The following is a 17,984-nucleotide window of genomic DNA, read 5'->3' as shown; positions in this document are numbered from 1 at the left end:
GAGCGTCAGCCAATAAAAAGCCCCGCATCGGCGGGGCTTTTTTTATTGCTTCGAACTATCAGCGCTTGAGGCCGAAGGTCTCGTCCAGGGTGCCGGGGGCGTCCGGGGATTTCGGTGCGTAGTCCTTGGGCATCTCGTTGTTCTTCGGCGGGGTCAGGCGCTCGCGCGGTGCCTTGACTTCCTCGCTGTTGAGCGCGGCCAGCAGGCGCTGGCGGGTGAGTTCGTCGGCGGCCAGGCGGCTGGCGCCGTCGGACAGGTGTTCCTGCACTTCCTGGTAGCTCTGGGTGAGCTTCTTGACCAGGCTGGCGGTGGTGTTGAAGTGGGTCACCACTTCGCTCTGGTAGGCGTCGAAGCGCTGCTGCATATCGTCCAGCTGGCGCTGGGTGCGGCCGGGGGCGGCGTTGGGCAGCAGGCGCGCCAGCAGAAAGCCGATGGCAACACCGGCCAGCAGGGCGATGGCGGGGAGCAACCAGGGCGTGATCGTCTGTTCCACGAGTCCTTCCTCTCTATACGGCTTTGCTTTACGGTAGCGGCTCTAACTCGAGCTGTATACCGCACCTGAGCCGTGTTGTGCGTTGTGCTTAACCAAGACGTGTCGACCCGTTCCGGGGTCACGGAGTTCCTGCAGTTGATCCGCGAAACCCCTCTTTCCTTCGAAGGCCCCTGCGGCCCGCTGGAAGCCCTCTACCTCGAAGTGCCGGACGCCAAGGGCGTGGCCCTGATCTGTCATCCCAACCCGGTACAGGGCGGCACCATGCTCAACAAGGTGGTCTCCACCCTGCAGCGTGCGGTGCGCGACATGGGCTACAGCACCCTGCGTTTCAATTACCGCGGTGTCGGCGCCAGCGCCGGTAGCCATGACATGGGCACGGGCGAGGTGGATGATGCCGAGGCGGCCGCCAACTGGCTGCGCGCCCAGCAGCCGCAACTGCCGCTGAGTCTGTTCGGCTTCTCCTTCGGCGGTTTCGTCGCAGCGGTCCTGGCCGGGCGCCTGGAAGATCAGGGCGTGGCCGTTGCCAACCTGTTCATGGTCGCCCCCGCCGTGCAGCGCCTGCAGGCTCCCGAGCACCTGCCTGAGCAGGCTCAGCTCACGGTGATCCAGCCCGAGCAGGACGAAGTGATCGAGCCGGCAGTGGTGTATGCCTGGTCGGCCGCGTTGCCGCGTGCCCACGAGCTGCTGAAAGTGGCAGAATGCGGCCACTTTTTTCACGGCAAGCTGCCCGAGCTGAAAGAGCTCGTGCAACCGCGCCTCCAATAAGTCGAAGCGATCTCCCAGATGACCACCCGTATCCTTACCGGCATCACCACCACCGGCACCCCGCACCTGGGCAACTACGCCGGCGCCATCCGTCCGGCCATCGTTGCCAGCCGCGCCGCCGACGCCGACTCTTTCTACTTCCTCGCCGACTACCACGCGTTGATCAAGTGCGACGAGCCGGCACGCATCCAGCGCTCGCGCCTGGAAATCGCCGCCACCTGGCTGGCTTGCGGCCTGGACGTGGACAAGGCGACCTTCTATCGCCAGTCCGACATTCCCGAGATTCCCGAGCTGTGCTGGCTGCTCACCTGCGTCGCCGGCAAGGGCCTGCTCAACCGCGCCCACGCCTACAAGGCTTCGGTGGACAAGAACGTCGAGCAGGGCGAAGACCCGGATGCCGGCATCACCATGGGCCTGTTCAGCTACCCGGTGTTGATGGCGGCAGACATCCTGATGTTCAACGCGCACAAGGTGCCGGTCGGCCGCGACCAGATCCAGCACGTGGAGATGGCCCGTGATATCGGCCAACGCTTCAACCACCTGTTCGGCAATGGCAAGGAACTGTTCACCTTGCCCGAGGCGGTGATCGAGGAGGAAGTGGCGACCCTGCCCGGCCTCGACGGGCGCAAGATGAGCAAGAGCTACGACAACACCATCCCGCTGTTCGGCACGGCCAAGCAGCTCAAGGATGTCATCGCGCGCATCGTTACCGACTCTAAGCTGCCGGGCGAGGCCAAGGACGTCGACGGCTCGCACCTGTTCACCCTGTACCAGGCCTTCGCCAGCCAGGCGCAGCAGGCCGAGTTCCGTGCCGAGCTGGAAGGCGGCCTGGGCTGGGGCGAGGCGAAGAACCGCCTGTTCCAGCTGCTCGACGCCGAGCTGGGCGAGGCCCGCGAGCGCTACAACGCGCTGATCACCAAGCCGGCCGATCTGGAAGACATTCTCCTCGCCGGCGCCGCCAAGGCGCGCAAGACCGCCACCCCGTTCCTCGGCGAGCTGCGCGAGGCCGTGGGCCTGCGCTCGTTCCGCGAGCAGGTGCAGGTGGCCGGCGGCGAGAAGAAGAAAGCAGCCAAGAGCGCGCGTATCGTCAGCTTCCGTGACGACGACGGCAGCTTCCGTTTCCGCCTGCTGGATGCCGCCGGCGAGCAGCTGCTGCTGTCGAAATCCTTTGCCGACGGCAAGGCCGCTGGGCAGGTGAGCAAGCGCCTGCAGTCCGGCGAGGCGCTGGATGTGCGTGAGCAGGGCGCGGCTTTTGCCCTGTGGCTGGATGGCGAAGCGGTGGGCGAAAGCCCGGCTTTTGCCGATGCGGCGAGCCGGGAAGCGGCCATCGCCCGCCTGCGCGAGGCACTGGCCCCGCAGGAATAAAGGCCTGCGCGGCTACTGGCCGATTGCCAAGCACGGGGCGCGTCGCTAAAGTGACCGCCCCGTTTTTGTTACCGAAGTTCCCAGCATGACTCCTCTTGAGCGTTATCAGGCCGATCTGAAGCGGCCGGACTTCTTCCACGACGCCGCGCAGGAAAACGCCGTGCGCCATCTGCAGCGTCTGTACGACGAGCTGGTGGCCGACGAGCGCAACAAGCCCGGCCTGCTGGGCAGTCTGTTCGGCAAGAAGCGCCAGGAGCCGGTCAAGGGCCTGTACTTCTGGGGCGGGGTAGGGCGCGGCAAGACCTACCTGGTGGACACCTTCTTCGATGCGCTGCCGTTCGAGCGCAAGATGCGCACCCACTTCCACCGCTTCATGAAGCGCGTGCACGAAGAGATGCGCACCCTCAAGGGCGAGAAGAACCCGCTGACCATCATCGGCAAGCGCTTTGCCGATGAGGCGCGGGTGATCTGCTTCGACGAGTTCTTCGTCTCCGACATTACCGACGCGATGATCCTGGCGAGCCTGCTGGAGGAGCTGTTCAAGAACGGCGTGAGCCTGGTGGCGACCTCCAACATCGTGCCGGACGGCCTGTACAAGGACGGCCTGCAGCGCGCGCGCTTCCTGCCGGCAATCGCCCTGGTCAAGCAGTACACCGACGTGGTCAACGTCGACAGCGGCGTCGACTATCGCCTGCGGGCCCTCGAGCAGGCCGAGCTGTTCCACTGGCCGCTGGATGCCGAGGCGGAAGTCAGCCTCAAGCAGAGCTTCCAGAGCCTGCTGCCGGACTGCACCCAGGCGGTGGAGAACGAGGCGCTGATCATCGAGAACCGCCCGATCAACGCGGTGCGGGTCTGCGAGGACGTGGCCTGGTTCGAGTTCCGCGAGCTGTGCGACGGCCCGCGCAGCCAGAACGACTACATCGAGCTGGGCAAAATCTTCCACGCGGTGATCCTGGCCAACGTCGAGCAGATGGGCGTGGCCAAGGACGACATGGCGCGGCGCTTCATCAACCTGGTGGACGAATTCTACGACCGCAACGTCAAGCTGATCATCTCGGCCGAGGTGGAGCTGAAGGATCTGTACAGCGGTGGCCGCCTGAACTTCGAGTTCCAGCGTACCCTCAGCCGCCTGCTGGAGATGCAGTCCCACGAGTTCCTGTCGCGGCCACACAAGCCTTAATCGGCGATTTGCGCTGCACATGCAAGAAGGGCTGCCCATGGGCAGCCCTTCTGCGTTTCAGGCGCCGTCCTTGTGCAGGAACTGGCGGCGGTACTGGTTGGGCGACAGCTCGGCATGCTGGCGGAACAGGCGGGCGAAGAAGCTGGCGTCGTCGTAGCCGACTTCATAGCTGATGGTTTTGATGCTCTTGCGGGTGGAGCTGAGCAGGCCCTTGGCGGTCTCGATGCGCAGGCGCTGCAGGTAGTGCAGCGGTTTGTCGCCCGTTGCACTTTGAAATCTGCGCATAAAGTTGCGAATGCTCATGCCGTGCTCGCGGGCCACGTCTTCGATGCGGAATTTCTCCGCGAAGTGCTCTTCCAGCCACTGCTGCACCTGCAGGATGGCCACGTCCTGGTGCAGCTTCTGCCCGCCAAAGCCGATGCGCCCGGGGCTGTAGCTGCGCTGGGTCTCGTAGAGGATGTCGCGGGCCACGCCCTGGGCGATGGAGGCGCCGCAATAGCGCTCGATCAGGTAGATGTACATGTCACAGGCCGAGGTGACGCCGCCGGCGCAGTACAGGTTGTCGGCGTCCGACAGGTGCTTGTCCTGGTTGAGCAGCACCCGCGGGAAACGCTCGGCGAACTCGCGGAAGAAACGCCAGTAGGTGGTCGCCTCCTTGCCGTCGAGCAGGCCGGCCTCGGCCATCCAGAACACCCCGGTGGCCTCGCCGCACAGGGCGGCGCCGGCGGCATGCTGCTGGCGCAGCCAGGGGATGACCTGCGGGTAGCGCTGGCGCAGCTCGTCGAAGTCGCCCCAGAAGGCCGGCAGGATGATCACGTCGGCCGCTTCCAGGGCGCCGTCGACCTGGATATTGGCCTGGCTGAAGCTGGTGACCGCCTGGCCGTCCGGACTGACCACGCGGATCTGGAAGTTGGTGGCCATGTCCAGGCCCTGCTGCTTGCTGTAGCGCATGCCGGCCATGTGGAAGAAGTCGCGGGCCTGCATCAGGGTGGCGGCGAAGACGCCTTCGGTGGCGAGGATGCAGATACGGGTCAGGGCGGCTGTCGCGGGCATGGCAGTTATTCTTGTAGGTGGTGAAACGGTCATTCAGTGGCTGGATCGTCTTATTTTTTGTCGGATGTGTCCAGTGTTTCCCATGCAGGGGCTGGCCTAGAGTGGTGCTCATTCCATGACCACTCAGATGCAGGTACAACAATGATTCCAAGAACCCTGTTCAGTCACGAGCACGAGCAATTCCGCCAGTCCGTGCGCAAATTCTTCGAGCAGGAGGCGGTGCCCTTCCATGCCCAGTGGGAGAAGGATGGCCATATCGACCGCGCCCTGTGGAACAAGGCCGGCGAGGCGGGGATGCTCTGCTCGCACCTGCCGGAGGAATACGGCGGCATGGCTGCTGACTTCCTCTACAGCGCCGTGGTGATCGAAGAGCAGTCGCGCCTGGGGCTGTCCGGCATCGGCTTCTCCCTGCACTCGGATATCGCTGCGCCCTACATCCTTCACTACGGCTCGGAAGAGCAGAAGCTGCACTACCTGCCCAAGCTGGTGAGCGGCGAGCTGGTGACTGCCATCGCCATGACCGAGCCGGGTACCGGCTCCGACCTGCAGGGGGTGAAGACCACTGCCGTGCTGGATGGCGACGAGTACGTGCTCAACGGCTCCAAGACCTTCATCACCAACGGCTGGCTGGCCGACCTGGTGATCGTGGTGGCCAAGACCGATCCCAAGGCCGGGGCCAAGGGCATCAGCCTGTTCCTGGTGGAGGCCGGCACGCCGGGCTTCGCCAAGGGCAAGCGCCTGGAAAAGGTCGGCATGAAGGCTCAGGACACCTCCGAGCTGTTCTTCCAGGATGTACGCATTCCCAAGGCCAACCTGCTCGGCAAGGAAGGCATGGGTTTCATCTACCTGATGCAGGAGCTGCCGCAGGAGCGCCTGACCGTGGGTGTCGGCGCCATTGCCTCGGCCGAGGCGGCGCTGCAGTGGACGCTGGACTACACCCGTGACCGCAAGGCGTTCGGCCGGGCGGTGGCGGACTTTCAGAACACCCGCTTCAAGCTGGCCGAAATGGCCACCGAGATCCAGATCGGCCGGGTATTCGTCGATCGCTGCCTGGAACTGCACCTGAACAAGAAACTGGATGTGCCGACCGCGGCGATGCTCAAGTACTGGGGTACCGACCTGCAGTGCAAGGTGATCGACGAATGCGTGCAGCTGCATGGCGGCTACGGCTACATGTGGGAATATCCGATCGCCCGCGCCTGGGCCGATTCGCGGGTGCAGCGCATCTATGCCGGCACCAACGAGATCATGAAGGAGATCATCAGCCGCGCCCTGTAAATCTCGGCGGTAATGAAAAAGCCCGGCACATGCCGGGCTTTTTCTTGGCGGGCTCAGGGCGCCGGGTTGGGGTGCTCGCGTTGGATCGCCTCGATCCCTTCCAGCACCTCGGGGCTGAGTTTCAGCTCGACGCTGCGCAGGTTGCATTCCAGCTGCTCAAGGGTAGTGGCGCCGATGATGTTGCTGGTGACGAAGGGTTGTGCGGTGACGAAGGCCAGGGCCATCTGCGCCGGATTGAGCGCGTGCTTGCGCGCCAGGTGCACGTAGCGGGCGCAGGCGGCCTGGGATTGCGGGTTGGTGTAGCGGGTGAAACGGCTGAACAGGGTGATGCGCCCGTTGATCGGCCGCGCGCCGTTGTCGTATTTGCCGGAAAGCATGCCGAAGGCCAGCGGCGAGTAGGCCAGCAAGCCGCACTGCTCGCGCATCGCCACTTCGGCCATGCCCACTTCGAAGCTGCGGTTGAGCAGGTTGTAGGGGTTCTGGATGGAGACGGCGCGCGGCAGGTTCAGGCTGTCGGCCAGCTGCAGGTACTTCATGGTGCCCCACGGCGTTTCGTTGGACAGGCCGATATGGCGGATCTTGCCGGCCTTGACCTGTTCGGCGAGGGCTTCCAGGGTTTCCTGCAGCGGGGTGAAGTCCTGCTCCTGGTGGCGGTAACCGAGCTGGCCGAAGAAGTTGGTGCTGCGCTCCGGCCAGTGCAGCTGGTAGAGGTCGATCCAGTCGGTCTGCAGGCGCTTCAGGCTGTCGTCGAGGGCGGCGACTATGTGCGTGCGGTTGTGCTTGAGCTGGCCGTCGCGAATGTAGTCGATGCCGTTGCCGGGGCCGGCCACCTTGCTGGCGATGATCCAGTCGGCGCGATTGCCGCGGGCCTTGAAGTAGTTGCCGATGATGCGCTCGGTGGCGCCATAGGTTTCGCCGCGCGGTGGTACCGGGTACATCTCGGCGGTATCCAGGAAGTTGATCCCGGCCGCGGCTGCCCGGTCGATCTGGGCAAAACCGTCGCTTTCCTTGTTCTGTTCGCCCCAGGTCATGCTGCCCAGGCACAGGGCGCTGACCTTCAGGTCGCTGCGACCCAGTTGGCGGTATTCCATGCGTAACTCCTTGGCGTGGCGAAAACACCGATCATAAAGCAGGTTGCTATTTTTGCTGCAACCGGCATAATTCCGCGGCTTTCTCAGCGGGGATGCCTAGCCTGCACGAGAAAGAAGGTGGGGATGCCTAGCCCGCCGAACCCCTGCCGTAGCGGACGCGCTGACCCGAGCCCCCGATAGCGTCTGTTTCCGGCCGTCTTTGACTTGTCAAAGCAAGCACTATTCAGTAAGATCCGCCGTCTTATTTTCAGGGCGGCCCCTGAGGCTATAGCGAATGAAGACTTTTACTGCAAAACCGGAAACTGTTAAGCGCGACTGGTACGTCGTCGACGCTGCAGGTCAGACCCTGGGTCGTCTGGCCACTGAAATTGCTAGCCGCCTGCGTGGCAAGCACAAAGCGGAATACACCCCGCACGTTGATACCGGCGACTACATCGTCGTGATCAATGCCGAGCAGGTGCGTGTGACCGGCGCCAAGACCAGTGACAAGATGTACTACTCGCACACCGGCTTCCCGGGCGGCATCAAGGAAATCAGCTTCGAGAAGCTGATCGCCAAAGCCCCCGAGCGCGTGATCGAGACCGCGGTCAAGGGCATGCTGCCGAAAAACCCGCTGGGTCGCGACATGTATCGCAAGCTGAAGGTGTACAAGGGTGCCGTTCACCCGCACACCGCTCAGCAGCCCCAAGAACTGAAGATTTAACGGAATAGTTCATTATGTCGGCGACTCAAAACTACGGCACCGGCCGTCGCAAGACCGCTACCGCACGCGTCTTCCTGCGTCCGGGTACTGGCAAAATCTCCATCAACAATCGCACCCTGGATACCTTCTTCGGTCGCGAAACCGCTCGCATGGTCGTGCGTCAGCCGCTGGAGCTGACCGAGACCACTGAGAAGTTCGACATCTACGTCACCGTTCTCGGTGGTGGTGTCAGCGGTCAAGCCGGTGCCATCCGTCATGGCATCACCCGCGCTCTGATCGAGTACGACGAAAGCCTGCGCAGCCCGCTGCGTAAAGCTGGCTACGTCACTCGTGACGCCCGCGAAGTTGAACGTAAGAAAGTCGGTCTGCGCAAAGCGCGTAAGCGTCCGCAGTACTCCAAGCGTTAATTCGCTGCTACGTTCAAAGGCGCCCAGTCTCTTCGGAGCTGGGCGTTTTTTATGCGCGTCTGTTTGGCTGTGCGACAACCTGTCGCATTGGTGCGAGGCCCGTTCTGCAAGGCTTTCAGGGTATTTGTATCCAGTAATTACCTTGTCAGAAAAGGGGCTTTTCTTTACCATTCGGCAAATTTTGTGCGGCCCGATTTATTACCTAGTAGAGGCCTGAACAACAGGCCACAAAGCTGATGGGAGACGACTGAATGAGCAATGACGGCGTGAATGCAGGCCGGCGTCGCTTCCTGGTAGCGGCCACCTCCGTGGTGGGTGCTGCCGGAGCGGTGGGTGCTGCGACTCCGTTTGTGGGGTCATGGTTCCCCAGTGCCAAGGCCAAGGCCGCTGGTGCACCGGTGAAAGTGAATATCGCCAAGGTTGAGCCCGGCCAGCAGATGGTTGCCGAGTGGCGCGGCCAGCCGGTGTTCATCGTGCGCCGTACTGAGGAAATCCTGGCCAACCTGGGCAAGATCCACGACAAGATGGCTGACCCGGAGTCCAAGGATTCCACCCAGCCGACCTATGTCGATGCGCAGAACCGCTCGATCAAGCCCGAGCTGCTGGTGCTGGTCGGTCTGTGCACCCACCTGGGCTGCTCGCCGTCCTTCCGTCCGGAAGTAGCGCCGGCCGACCTGGGTGCCGAGTGGGTCGGTGGTTATTTCTGCCCCTGCCATGGTTCCAAGTACGACCTCGCCGGTCGCGTATACAAGGGCCAGCCGGCGCCGAAGAACCTGCCGGTTCCGCCGCACTCGTACGAGTCCGATGACGTCATCGTCGTTGGCGTAGACCAGGAGAAAGCATGATGGAAAAGTTCATGGCCTGGATCGATGCGCGCTTCCCCGCGACCAAGATGTGGGAAGACCATCTGAGCAAGTACTACGCCCCGAAGAACTTCAACTTCTTCTACTTCTTCGGCTCCCTGGCACTGCTGGTGCTGGTTAACCAGATCCTGACCGGTATCTGGCTGACCATGAGCTTCACCCCGTCCGCCGAGGAGGCCTTCGCCTCCGTCGAATACATCATGCGCGACGTGGACTACGGCTGGATCATTCGCCTGATGCACTCCACCGGTGCCTCGGCGTTCTTCATCGTGGTCTACATGCACATGTTCCGCGGCCTGCTCTACGGTTCCTACCAGAAGCCGCGCGAGTTGGTGTGGGTGTTCGGCATGCTGATCTACCTCGCCCTGATGGCCGAGGCCTTCATGGGCTACCTGCTGCCCTGGGGCCAGATGTCCTACTGGGGTGCCCAGGTGATCATCTCGCTGTTCGGTGCCATCCCGGTGATCGGCGATGACCTGACCCAGTGGATCCGTGGTGACTACCTGATCTCCGGTATCACCCTGAACCGCTTCTTCGCCCTGCACGTGATCGCGCTGCCGATCGTCCTGCTCGGCCTGGTCGTGCTGCACATCCTGGCGCTGCACGAAGTCGGTTCGAACAACCCGGACGGCGTCGACATCAAGAAGAAGAAGGACGAGAACGGCATTCCGCTCGACGGCATCGCCTTCCATCCCTACTACACCGTGAAAGACATCGTCGGCGTGGTGGTCTTCCTGTTCGTGTTCTGCGCCATCATCTTCTTCTTCCCGGAGATGGGCGGTTACTTCCTCGAGAAGCCGAACTTCGAACAGGCCAACGCCTTCAAGACCCCTGAGCACATTGCTCCGGTGTGGTACTTCACCCCGTTCTACGCCATCCTGCGTGCCGTTCCGGACAAGCTGCTGGGCGTAATCGCCATGGGCGCCGCCATTGCCGTGCTGTTCGTCCTGCCGTGGCTGGATCGTAGCCCGGTCAAGTCGATGCGCTACAAGGGCTGGCTGAGCAAGGGCTGGCTGCTGGTGTTCTGCGTGTCCTTCGTGATTCTCGGCGTGCTTGGTGTTCTGCCGCCGACCGATGAGCGCACGCTGCTGGCGCGTATCTGCACCGCGCTGTATTTCGCCTACTTCATCCTGATGCCGTTCTACACCCGGATGGAGAAGACTAAACCGGTTCCGGAAAGGGTGACTGGCTGATGAAGAAGCTATTTGCTGCATTTGTATTCGCCGCTCTGCCGGCTCTGGCTCTGGCGTCCTCCGGCCATGAAGTCCATCTCGATCAGGTCGATATCGACCTGACCGACAAGGCTGCCCTGCAGGATGGTGCGCGTACCTTCGCCAACTATTGCATGGGCTGCCACAGTGCCAAGTTCCAGCGCTACGAGCGTGTAGCCACCGACCTGGGCATTCCGGAAGCGCTGATGATGGAAAACCTGGTGTTCACCGGTGCCAAGATCGGTGACCACATGCAGAACGGCATGCGTCCGCAGGATGCCAAGGTCTGGTTCGGTGCGGCGCCGCCCGACCTGACCCTGGTGGCTCGTGTGCGTGGTACCGACTGGCTGTACACCTACCTGCGTTCCTTCTATGAAGACTCCACCCGTCCGTGGGGTGTGAACAACAAGGTGTTCCCGAACGTCGGCATGCCCAACGTGCTGGTTGGCCTGCAGGGTCGCCAGGTCGTAGGTTGCAAGCAGGTTCAGGTGGTTGAAGAGGGCAAGAAGCAGTTCGACCCGCTGACCGGCGCGCCGATCACTCACGAAGCCTGCGACCAGCTGACCATCGTGCCGAAGAGCGGTACTCAGACCGAAGCGGAGTTCGACGAGACGGTGCACAACCTGGTGACCTTCCTCGCGTACTCGGCCAACCCGGTCAAGCTGGAGAGCCAGCGCATCGGTACCTACGTACTGCTGTACCTGGCCTTCTTCTTCGTGTTCGCCTACCTGCTCAAGCGCGAATACTGGAAGGACGTGCACTGATCCATCGCGGTAACGCTGTCGACGCACGCGCCCCTATGGGCGCGTGCGTTTTTCTGTTTCTGGTATTTCGATAAAAAGGAGGGACGCCATGGCCGCGCCCAATAAGCTGGCCTGCTATTCCGACCCTGCCGACCATTATTCCCATCGCGTGCGCCTGGTGCTGGCCGAGAAGGGCGTCAGCGCCGAGATCATCGACGTCGAGGGTGGCCGTTGCCCGCCGCGGCTGGCCGAGGTCAACCCCTACGGCAGCCTGCCGACCCTGGTGGATCGCGATCTGGCGCTGTACGAGTCGACCGTGGTGATGGAGTATCTCGACGAGCGCTACCCGCATCCGCCGCTGTTGCCGGTGTATCCGGTGGCGCGGGCCAACAGTCGTCTGCTGATCCATCGCATCCAGCGCGACTGGTGCAAGCTGGTCGACCAGATTCTCGATCCGCGTATCAAGGAGGCGCAGAAGGTCTTGGCGCGCAAGGAGCTGCGTGAGAGCCTGACCGGGGTATCGCCACTGTTCGCCGACAAGCCGTTCTTCCTCAGTGAAGAACTGAGCCTGGTCGATTGCTGCCTGCTGCCGATCCTCTGGCGCCTGCCGCTGCTGGGTATCGAGCTGCCGCGCCCGGCCAAGCCATTGCTGGACTACATGGAGCGCCAGTTCGCCCGTGAGGCCTTCCAGGCCAGTCTGTCCGCCGTTGAACGCAACATGCGCTGAGCGCAGGAGGTCAATCCAGATGAACTCCAGTCGTCCTTACCTGGTACGGGCTCTCTACGAGTGGATAGTCGACAACGACTGCACGCCGCATCTGCTGGTCAATGCCGAGTTTCCGGGGGTGCGCGTGCCGGCCGGCTTCGCCAATGACGGGCAGATCGTCCTCAATGTCTCGCCCAGTGCCGTGCGCAGCCTGCACATGGATAACGAGGCGGTCAGCTTCGAGGGGCGTTTCGGTGGCGTGGCCCATTCGCTGTTCATTCCGGCGGGGGCCATGCTGGCCATCTACGCCCGGGAGAATGGCCAGGGCATGGTCTTCGAACTGGAGCCGCCGGTCGACGACGAGGAAGTCGAGGATGAAGATGGCCCGGACGACGACGGCCCGTCCGGCGGCGAGCCGCCACGGCCCAGTGGGCGCCCCAGCCTGAAAGTGGTCAAGTAGGAGGCGGGCTGGTCGCCTGGCGACCGCCCACAAAAAAGGCGATCCATCTGGATCGCCTTTTTGCTTTCTGCTGCAGGGTTCAGTCGGTGTACTGGAACAGCTTGACCACCTTCTGCACGCCGGAAGCGCTCTGTACCACGTTGGTGGCGCTGGCGCCCTCGGCGTGGGTCACCAGGCCCAGCAGGTAGACGATACCGTTCTCGGTAACCACCTTGACCCGAGCGCTGGGCACCTTGCTGTCGGCCAGCATCAGGGTCTTCAGCTTGCTGGTGATCAGTGCATCGTTGCTGCGCGCGGCCAGCGAGCTGGGCTGCAGCACCTGCAGTTCGTTGTGCAGCTTCTTCACCCCCTGGACGCGGGTGGCGGCCTGGCCGGCCTTGTCCTTGAGGTCGGCGCGCGGGGTCTGGCCAGCCAGCAGGATCACCCCGTTGTAGGAGGTAACCACGATATGCGAGGTCGGCGAGGTCAGGTCGGCATGGCTGCGCGAGATCTCGCTGGCTACGGACGGCTCGAGGAACTGGTCATCGATCTTGTTGCCGATGCTGCGGTTGCTGCAGCCACCCAGAACGAGGCCGAGGGCCAGGGTGGCGAGGATCAGCGGATTGCGGGTCATTCTTCACTCCCGAACAGTTGACGATCAATCAGGTCGCACAGGCAGTGGATCGCCAGCAGATGCACTTCCTGGATGCGTGCGGTGACCTTGGATGGCACGCGGATTTCCACGTCTTCCGGCAGCAGCAGGGAAGCCATGCCGCCGCCATCGCGCCCGGTCAGAGCTACGACAATCATTTCGCGATCATGTGCGGCCTGGATGGCCTGAATCACGTTGGCCGAGTTGCCGCTGGTGGAGATCGCCAGCAGCACGTCGCCGGGCTGGCCGAGGGCGCGGATCTGCTTGGAAAAAACTTCGTTGTAGCTGTAGTCGTTGGCGATCGAGGTGATGGTCGAGCTGTCGGTGGTCAGGGCGATGGCCGGCAGGCTCGGGCGCTCGCGCTCGAAGCGGTTGAGCAGCTCGGAGGAGAAGTGCTGGGCATCGCCGGCCGAGCCGCCGTTGCCGCAGGAGAGGATCTTGCCCTCGTTGAGCAGGGCGTTGACCATCACCTGGCTGCCGTGCTCGATAAACGGAACCAGCACTTCCATGGCCTGCTGCTTGGTGTCGATGCTGGCCTGGAACATCTGGCGAATTCGGGATTGCATGTCCATCAGTGGTGACCTTCGATGTACGGGCTGGTGGAACAGCCGGGGAAGTCGGGAGTCGCTAACTTGCGCGCCTTGGCTGCGGTTGTTGTCCGCTGTTGTAGCGGAACAGGCGCAGCGGGGTCGACTAGAAATAATTGATCGGGCTTATTCACGTCTCAAAGGCATTCTGCAGCCAGTTCGGTTTGCCGTTCGGGGTGGCGTCGATCGCCACCACGTCGAAGCGACAGGGTGAGCGGGCCCAGCGGCTTTCCTGCTGCAGGAAGTGCTGAGCGGCCTGGATCAGGCGTTCGCGCTTGCGCGCATCGATGCTCTCCAGGGCGCCGCCCCAGCCGCTGTGGCGGCGGTAGCGAACCTCGACGAATACTACTGTATCGCCGTCGAGCATGACCAGATCGAGCTCGCCGCGGCGGCACAGCCAGTTCTGCGCCAGCAGGCGCAGGCCCTGTTGTTCCAGATGCCGGCGCGCCTGCTGTTCGGCGGCGCGCCCGCTGTCCTGGCGGCTGTTAATAGGTGGCATCCGGCAGGCGCTGTACCTGGCCGTTGTGGAACTCGGCCCAGGGCAGCTGACGCTCGACGCGCTGGCTGGCGTTCAGGCTGAGGCTGCCGGAAAGGCCCTCGACGCGGCTGTCCGGCAGGGCTTTGAGCTGGCTCAGGCGCGGCGCCAGGCGGTAGGCGTCGACGCCCATGGCGTACAGGCGGCCTAGACTGCCGGCGGCTTGCGGCCACTGGCTGTCGACCTGCTGGCGCAGCGGGTCGTTGGCGTCCAGCAGCCAGGGCGTCTCGCAGAAACGGATGCCTTCCAGATCCATGTACTGCGCCGGGTTGGCGCCGCCGGTGTAGAGGTGCGAGGTGGCATAGACCGGTACGTCTCCGGCGTACTGGAAGGCCAGGGTCGGCTTGATCTGCTGGGCCTGCTGCGGGGTGGCAGCGAGGAAGATGAAGTCGATGTCCTGGCGGCGTGCCGGCTGGCCGGCCACGGCGGTGCCGAGGGTGTTCTGCAGGCGCTTGGCGCGGGCTTCGCTCTCGCGCAGCTGGAACAGGTCGGCGATCTGCTGGGCCAGTTCCACCGGCTGGTCGACGTGCTCGGCGGCAATCAGGCTGCCGCCGGCGCCCTGCCAGCTCTGCTGGAAGGCAGCCAGCACGCGGTCACCCCATTCGCCGCGCGGCACCAGGGCTACGGCGCGGCGCATGCCATCGGCCCAGGCGCGGCGCGCGACCTCGCGGGCTTCGTCTTCGGCGGCCAGGCCGAACTGGAACAGTTGCGCCGGGGCTTCGCGGCCGGCTTCGCTGTAGTTCAGGGCCAGGGTGGTCAGCGGCAGCTGCGGGCGTTCGCTGAGCTGCTTGACCAGCGGTTTCTCCAGCGGGCCGATCACCAGTTGCACGCCGTCGGCCTGGGCCTGGCGGTAGAAGTCATCCAGCGAGGTCAGGCGCGAGCTGTCATAGAGCTGTACCTGCGGCGGATTCTGCCCGGCCTGCTGGGCCTGGTAGTGGGCGGCCATGAAGCCGTCGCGCAGGGCGCGGGCCACTGCGGCCAGCTGGCCGGATTCCGGCAGCAGCAGGGCGATCTTCTGCAGCGGCTGGCCGACCAGCTCCTTGAGCTTGCTTAGGGCCTGCGGCAGTTGCTCGGCGGCCGGGTGTTGCGCATGCTGGGCTTTCCAGGTGTCGATGGCGGCCAGTTGCTGATCCGGGGTGCCGGCATTCTTGGTCGCCAGGGCCAGGCTCAGCCAGCCGTCCAGGTCGCTGTCGCCGGAGCTCTGCAGCTGGCTCTGCGGCAGGCTGGCGACCAATGTCCAGATCTCCTCGTGGTTGCTGCTGGCGGCGGCGCCGGACAGCAGCGGGGCGATGTACACGCGCTCGCGGGCGGCGGCCAGGGTCTGGCCGTCTGCAGCCAGGGCGCGGGCGCGTACCAGCTGGGTGCGCACCTGCAGCTCCACCGGCAGCTCGCCCAGACGCTCCAGGCTGGGGTGCTGCAGGGCCTGCAGGGCGCTCTTCGGCTTGTTGCGGGCCATGGCGATTTCGGCGGCGAGGGTGCTGGCGAAGACCTGCTGGGCCGGTTTCAGGCCTTCCAGTGGGACTTCCTCGAGGATGCGTGCGGCGCGGCCGAGATCCTGTTGCTGGTAGGCCAGGTCGGCGGCGGACAGGCGCAGCAGGGCGGCTTGCTCGGCGGGGCTGCTGCTGGCTTGTTCAAGCAGCTGCTCGATGCTGGCTTGCGGTGTGCGCGGCAGTTCCCCCAGGGTGGACGAGGGCGAGCTGGCGCAGGCAACCAGCAGGCCGGCGAGGCAGAGGGCGGAAAGCGGACGCAGGCAGGCGATCATCTAATACGTTCCTGGTACTGATCAAAAAAGAAGCCGGGATTGTACCCAAGGCCCGCCGCTCGTGCGATCTCGCTGCGGTGAAACGGGCTACAATGCGCGCTTTGTGCTTTTGCCGAGGTGTGCTGTGAGCTTTTCCGCCGTTCCCGATGTCGCCAGCGGCACTCTCTATGTAGTTGCCACGCCGATCGGCAATCTGGACGACATCAGCGCCCGGGCCCTGCGCATCCTGCGCGAGGTGGCGCTGATCGCCGCCGAGGACACCCGGCATTCGGTGCGTCTGCTGCAGCATTTCGGCATCGCCACGCCGCTGGCAGCCTGTCACGAGCACAACGAGCGCGAACAGGGTGGGCGTTTTCTCGCCAAGCTGCAGGCCGGCGAGGATGTGGCGTTGATTTCCGATGCCGGCACCCCGCTGATTTCCGATCCGGGTTTTCACCTGGTGCGTGCGGCGCGTGCTGCCGGAGTGCGGGTGGTGCCGGTGCCGGGGGCCTGTGCGCTGATCGCCGCCCTGTCGGCTGCCGGGCTGCCGTCCGATCGCTTCAGCTTCGAGGGGTTTCTGCCAGCCAAGACGGCCGGGCGCCAGGCGCGCCTGCAGCAGGTGGCGGAGGATTCGCGCACTTTGATCTTCTATGAGGCGCCGCATCGCATCCTGGAGTGCCTGGCCGACATGCGCGAGGTGTTTGGCGCCGAGCGCGAGGCTGTGCTCGGGCGTGAGCTGACCAAGACCTTCGAGACCCTCAAGGGCCTGCCGCTGGGCGAGCTGCATGACTGGGTGGCGGCCGACAGCAACCAGCAGCGTGGTGAGTGCGTGGTGCTGGTGGCTGGCTGGCAGGCGCCGGAAGGCGACGAGGCGATCAGTGGCGAGGCGCTGCGTGTGCTCGATCTGCTGCTCGCCGAATTGCCGCTCAAGCGCGCGGCGGCGCTGGCGGCGGAGATCACCAGCGTGCGCAAGAACCTGCTGTATCAGGTTGCCCTTGAGCGGCAAAAGGACGCTTGAGCTTGTTCTGCGGCGCCGGGGTCGTTACCCTTGGCGCTGGAGAGTCGATCGGGCAGTCGCCGCCTTCGCAAGAAGGGGGAGGAAAGTCCGGGCTCCAAAGGGCGGAGTGCCAGGTAACGCCTGGGAGGCGTGAGCCTACGGAAAGTGCCACAGAAAATAACCGCCTAAGCGCGCAAGCGCCGGTAAGGGTGAAAAGGTGCGGTAAGAGCGCACCGCACGGCTGGCAACAGTCCGTGGCTAGGTAAACCCCACTCGGAGCAAGACCAAATAGGGTTCCATTGGCGTGGCCCGCGCTGGAACCGGGTAGGTTGCTAGAGGCGTGCAGTGATGTACGTCGTAGAGGAATGACTGTCCTCGACAGAACCCGGCTTACAGATCGACTCTCCTGCTTCTTCTCCCTCCGCTTCGTTGCGTTCTCCCTCCTCTGTAATACCGAAAAAATCTTACTCTTGAGAAATTACTTTAAGTTCGAAGTTCATCTTCGCGTGCCTGCAAGAAAAGGCCTCAAAAACACCCTCGTTTTACCCCCGAAAATCCCTCTCTTAGTTCGCTAAATCGCGGTCCTGTAAGGATTTTTCCCACTTGGCGTGCCTTGACGCTGGGGTGTCCGCATTCCTATAGTGTGCCGAAGTGGCACAAAGTGGCATGAAGTGGGTTAAATGGGCACGGAAAGCTAATTACAGTGGGGAAGCGCAGCCTTGTTTCGCGGAGCTAACGCCATCAGTCTCGACGCCAAAGGGCGACTCGCGATGCCGAGCCGGTATCGCGACGAGCTGGTTTCGCGTTGTGCTGGCCAGCTCATCGTCACCATTGATGCCGTCGACCCCTGCCTGTGCGTATACCCCCTGCCCGAATGGGAGCTGATCGAAGCCAAGCTGCGCGATCTGCCGTCCCTGCGTGAAGAAACCCGTCGCCTGCAACGCCTGCTGATCGGCAATGCCGTGGATATCGAGCTGGACGGCAGCGGCCGCTTCCTGGTGCCGCCGCGCCTGCGCGGGCATGCTGGCCTGGACAAGCACGCGATGCTGGTCGGCCAGCTGAACAAATTCCAACTGTGGAACGAGGATGCCTGGAACGCGCTTGCCGATGCCGACCTGGCCGCCATCAAACAACCCGGTGCTCTGCCGGACGACCTGCGTGATCTGATCCTGTGA

At 63.7% G+C, this 17,984-nt stretch carries 20 protein-coding genes and 1 other RNA gene; 14 read left to right on the top strand and 7 right to left on the bottom strand.

The window, feature by feature from the left end; translation table 11 throughout:
* Positions 1-58 precede the first annotated feature (58 nt).
* Positions 59-493, bottom strand: a complete 435-nt coding sequence (locus A9179_RS18110; protein ID WP_187807602.1) for a Z-ring associated ZapG family protein — start codon at positions 491-493, stop codon at positions 59-61.
* Between the two features lie 138 nt (positions 494-631).
* Between A9179_RS18110 and A9179_RS18105 the strand changes: the two genes are divergently transcribed.
* From A9179_RS18105 to zapE, 3 genes are all read left to right on the top strand, one after another.
* Entirely contained in the window at positions 632-1,258 is a 627-nt protein-coding gene (locus tag A9179_RS18105; RefSeq protein WP_187808629.1) for an alpha/beta hydrolase, read from the top strand.
* An 18-nt stretch (positions 1,259-1,276) separates the two neighbouring features.
* A complete protein-coding gene (locus A9179_RS18100) occupies positions 1,277-2,623 on the top strand; it encodes a tryptophan--tRNA ligase (RefSeq protein WP_187807601.1) in 1,347 nt (448 codons plus the stop codon).
* Positions 2,624-2,708: 85 nt separating this feature from the next.
* Positions 2,709-3,803 carry a cell division protein ZapE gene (gene zapE, locus A9179_RS18095; protein WP_187807600.1) on the top strand — a complete coding sequence of 365 codons (1,095 nt, stop codon included), beginning with the start codon at positions 2,709-2,711 and terminating at the stop codon, positions 3,801-3,803.
* Positions 3,804-3,860: 57 nt separating this feature from the next.
* Here zapE and A9179_RS18090 read toward each other — a convergent pair whose 3' ends face one another.
* Positions 3,861-4,856 (bottom strand): GlxA family transcriptional regulator, encoded by a 996-nt coding sequence (locus A9179_RS18090; RefSeq protein WP_394354741.1) that lies wholly within the window; start codon positions 4,854-4,856, stop codon positions 3,861-3,863.
* A gap of 141 nt (positions 4,857-4,997) precedes the next feature.
* Between A9179_RS18090 and A9179_RS18085 the strand changes: the two genes are divergently transcribed.
* Positions 4,998-6,134 carry an acyl-CoA dehydrogenase family protein gene (locus A9179_RS18085; RefSeq protein ID WP_187807599.1) on the top strand — a complete coding sequence of 379 codons (1,137 nt, stop codon included), beginning with the start codon at positions 4,998-5,000 and terminating at the stop codon, positions 6,132-6,134.
* A gap of 53 nt (positions 6,135-6,187) precedes the next feature.
* Here the strand turns inward: A9179_RS18085 and A9179_RS18080 are convergent, their stop codons facing one another.
* The gene (locus tag A9179_RS18080; protein WP_187807598.1) at positions 6,188-7,225 is read right to left on the bottom strand and encodes an NADP(H)-dependent aldo-keto reductase; all 1,038 of its coding nucleotides are present in this window, start codon (positions 7,223-7,225) and stop codon (positions 6,188-6,190) included.
* A gap of 274 nt (positions 7,226-7,499) precedes the next feature.
* Here A9179_RS18080 and rplM point away from each other — a divergent pair, with 274 nt between their 5' ends.
* The 7 genes from rplM (at position 7,500) to A9179_RS18045 (ending at position 12,318) form a co-directional block, all read left to right on the top strand.
* Entirely contained in the window at positions 7,500-7,928 is a 429-nt protein-coding gene (gene rplM, locus A9179_RS18075) for a 50S ribosomal protein L13 (RefSeq protein ID WP_187807597.1), read from the top strand.
* A gap of 14 nt (positions 7,929-7,942) precedes the next feature.
* The gene (gene rpsI, locus A9179_RS18070) at positions 7,943-8,335 is read left to right on the top strand and encodes a 30S ribosomal protein S9 (protein WP_187807596.1); all 393 of its coding nucleotides are present in this window, start codon (positions 7,943-7,945) and stop codon (positions 8,333-8,335) included.
* A gap of 251 nt (positions 8,336-8,586) precedes the next feature.
* Positions 8,587-9,180, top strand: a complete 594-nt coding sequence (petA, locus tag A9179_RS18065; protein ID WP_187807595.1) for a ubiquinol-cytochrome c reductase iron-sulfur subunit — start codon at positions 8,587-8,589, stop codon at positions 9,178-9,180.
* A complete protein-coding gene (locus A9179_RS18060; RefSeq protein ID WP_187808627.1) occupies positions 9,180-10,391 on the top strand; it encodes a cytochrome b in 1,212 nt (403 codons plus the stop codon). The genes petA and A9179_RS18060 overlap by 1 nt, the downstream gene beginning before the upstream one ends.
* Positions 10,391-11,173: a cytochrome c1 gene (locus A9179_RS18055; RefSeq protein ID WP_187807594.1), complete on the top strand. Its 783-nt coding sequence runs from the start codon at positions 10,391-10,393 to the stop codon at positions 11,171-11,173. The genes A9179_RS18060 and A9179_RS18055 overlap by 1 nt, the downstream gene beginning before the upstream one ends.
* An 88-nt stretch (positions 11,174-11,261) precedes the next feature.
* Positions 11,262-11,879: a glutathione S-transferase N-terminal domain-containing protein gene (locus tag A9179_RS18050; protein ID WP_187807593.1), complete on the top strand. Its 618-nt coding sequence runs from the start codon at positions 11,262-11,264 to the stop codon at positions 11,877-11,879.
* A 19-nt stretch (positions 11,880-11,898) separates the two neighbouring features.
* Complete coding sequence (locus tag A9179_RS18045; RefSeq protein WP_187807592.1) at positions 11,899-12,318, top strand: ClpXP protease specificity-enhancing factor; 420 nt, start codon at positions 11,899-11,901, stop codon at positions 12,316-12,318.
* A 79-nt stretch (positions 12,319-12,397) separates the two neighbouring features.
* On the opposite strand, the gene A9179_RS18040 is transcribed toward A9179_RS18045, so the two are convergent.
* The 4 genes from A9179_RS18040 to A9179_RS18025 all read right to left on the bottom strand — a co-directional run bounded on the left by A9179_RS18040 (position 12,398) and on the right by A9179_RS18025 (position 15,833).
* A complete protein-coding gene (locus tag A9179_RS18040; RefSeq protein ID WP_187807591.1) occupies positions 12,398-12,931 on the bottom strand; it encodes a BON domain-containing protein in 534 nt (177 codons plus the stop codon).
* On the bottom strand, positions 12,928-13,521 hold the full coding sequence (locus A9179_RS18035; RefSeq protein WP_160493644.1) for a phosphoheptose isomerase: 594 nt from the start codon (positions 13,519-13,521) through the stop codon (positions 12,928-12,930). The genes A9179_RS18040 and A9179_RS18035 overlap by 4 nt, the downstream gene beginning before the upstream one ends.
* A gap of 145 nt (positions 13,522-13,666) precedes the next feature.
* The gene (locus A9179_RS18030; RefSeq protein ID WP_187807590.1) at positions 13,667-14,035 is read right to left on the bottom strand and encodes a YraN family protein; all 369 of its coding nucleotides are present in this window, start codon (positions 14,033-14,035) and stop codon (positions 13,667-13,669) included.
* Complete coding sequence (locus A9179_RS18025) at positions 14,022-15,833, bottom strand: penicillin-binding protein activator (protein ID WP_187807589.1); 1,812 nt, start codon at positions 15,831-15,833, stop codon at positions 14,022-14,024. Before A9179_RS18025 ends, A9179_RS18030 begins: the two co-directional genes overlap by 14 nt.
* Positions 15,834-15,957: 124 nt before the next feature.
* Between A9179_RS18025 and rsmI the strand changes: the two genes are divergently transcribed.
* From rsmI to mraZ, 3 genes are all read left to right on the top strand, one after another.
* The gene (gene rsmI / locus A9179_RS18020) at positions 15,958-16,830 is read left to right on the top strand and encodes a 16S rRNA (cytidine(1402)-2'-O)-methyltransferase (RefSeq protein ID WP_187807588.1); all 873 of its coding nucleotides are present in this window, start codon (positions 15,958-15,960) and stop codon (positions 16,828-16,830) included.
* 40 nt (positions 16,831-16,870) lie between these two features.
* Positions 16,871-17,218: RNase P RNA component class A (gene rnpB, locus A9179_RS18015), an RNA gene on the top strand.
* A 310-nt stretch (positions 17,219-17,528) separates the two neighbouring features.
* Positions 17,529-17,984, top strand: a complete 456-nt coding sequence (gene mraZ, locus A9179_RS18010) for a division/cell wall cluster transcriptional repressor MraZ (protein WP_187807587.1) — start codon at positions 17,529-17,531, stop codon at positions 17,982-17,984.

Source organism: Pseudomonas alcaligenes, from assembly GCF_014490745.1.
Classification (GTDB): domain Bacteria; phylum Pseudomonadota; class Gammaproteobacteria; order Pseudomonadales; family Pseudomonadaceae; genus Aquipseudomonas; species Aquipseudomonas alcaligenes_C.
The sequence above is the reverse complement of the archived record's forward strand: the minus strand, read 5'-3'. Positions and strand labels throughout refer to the sequence as shown.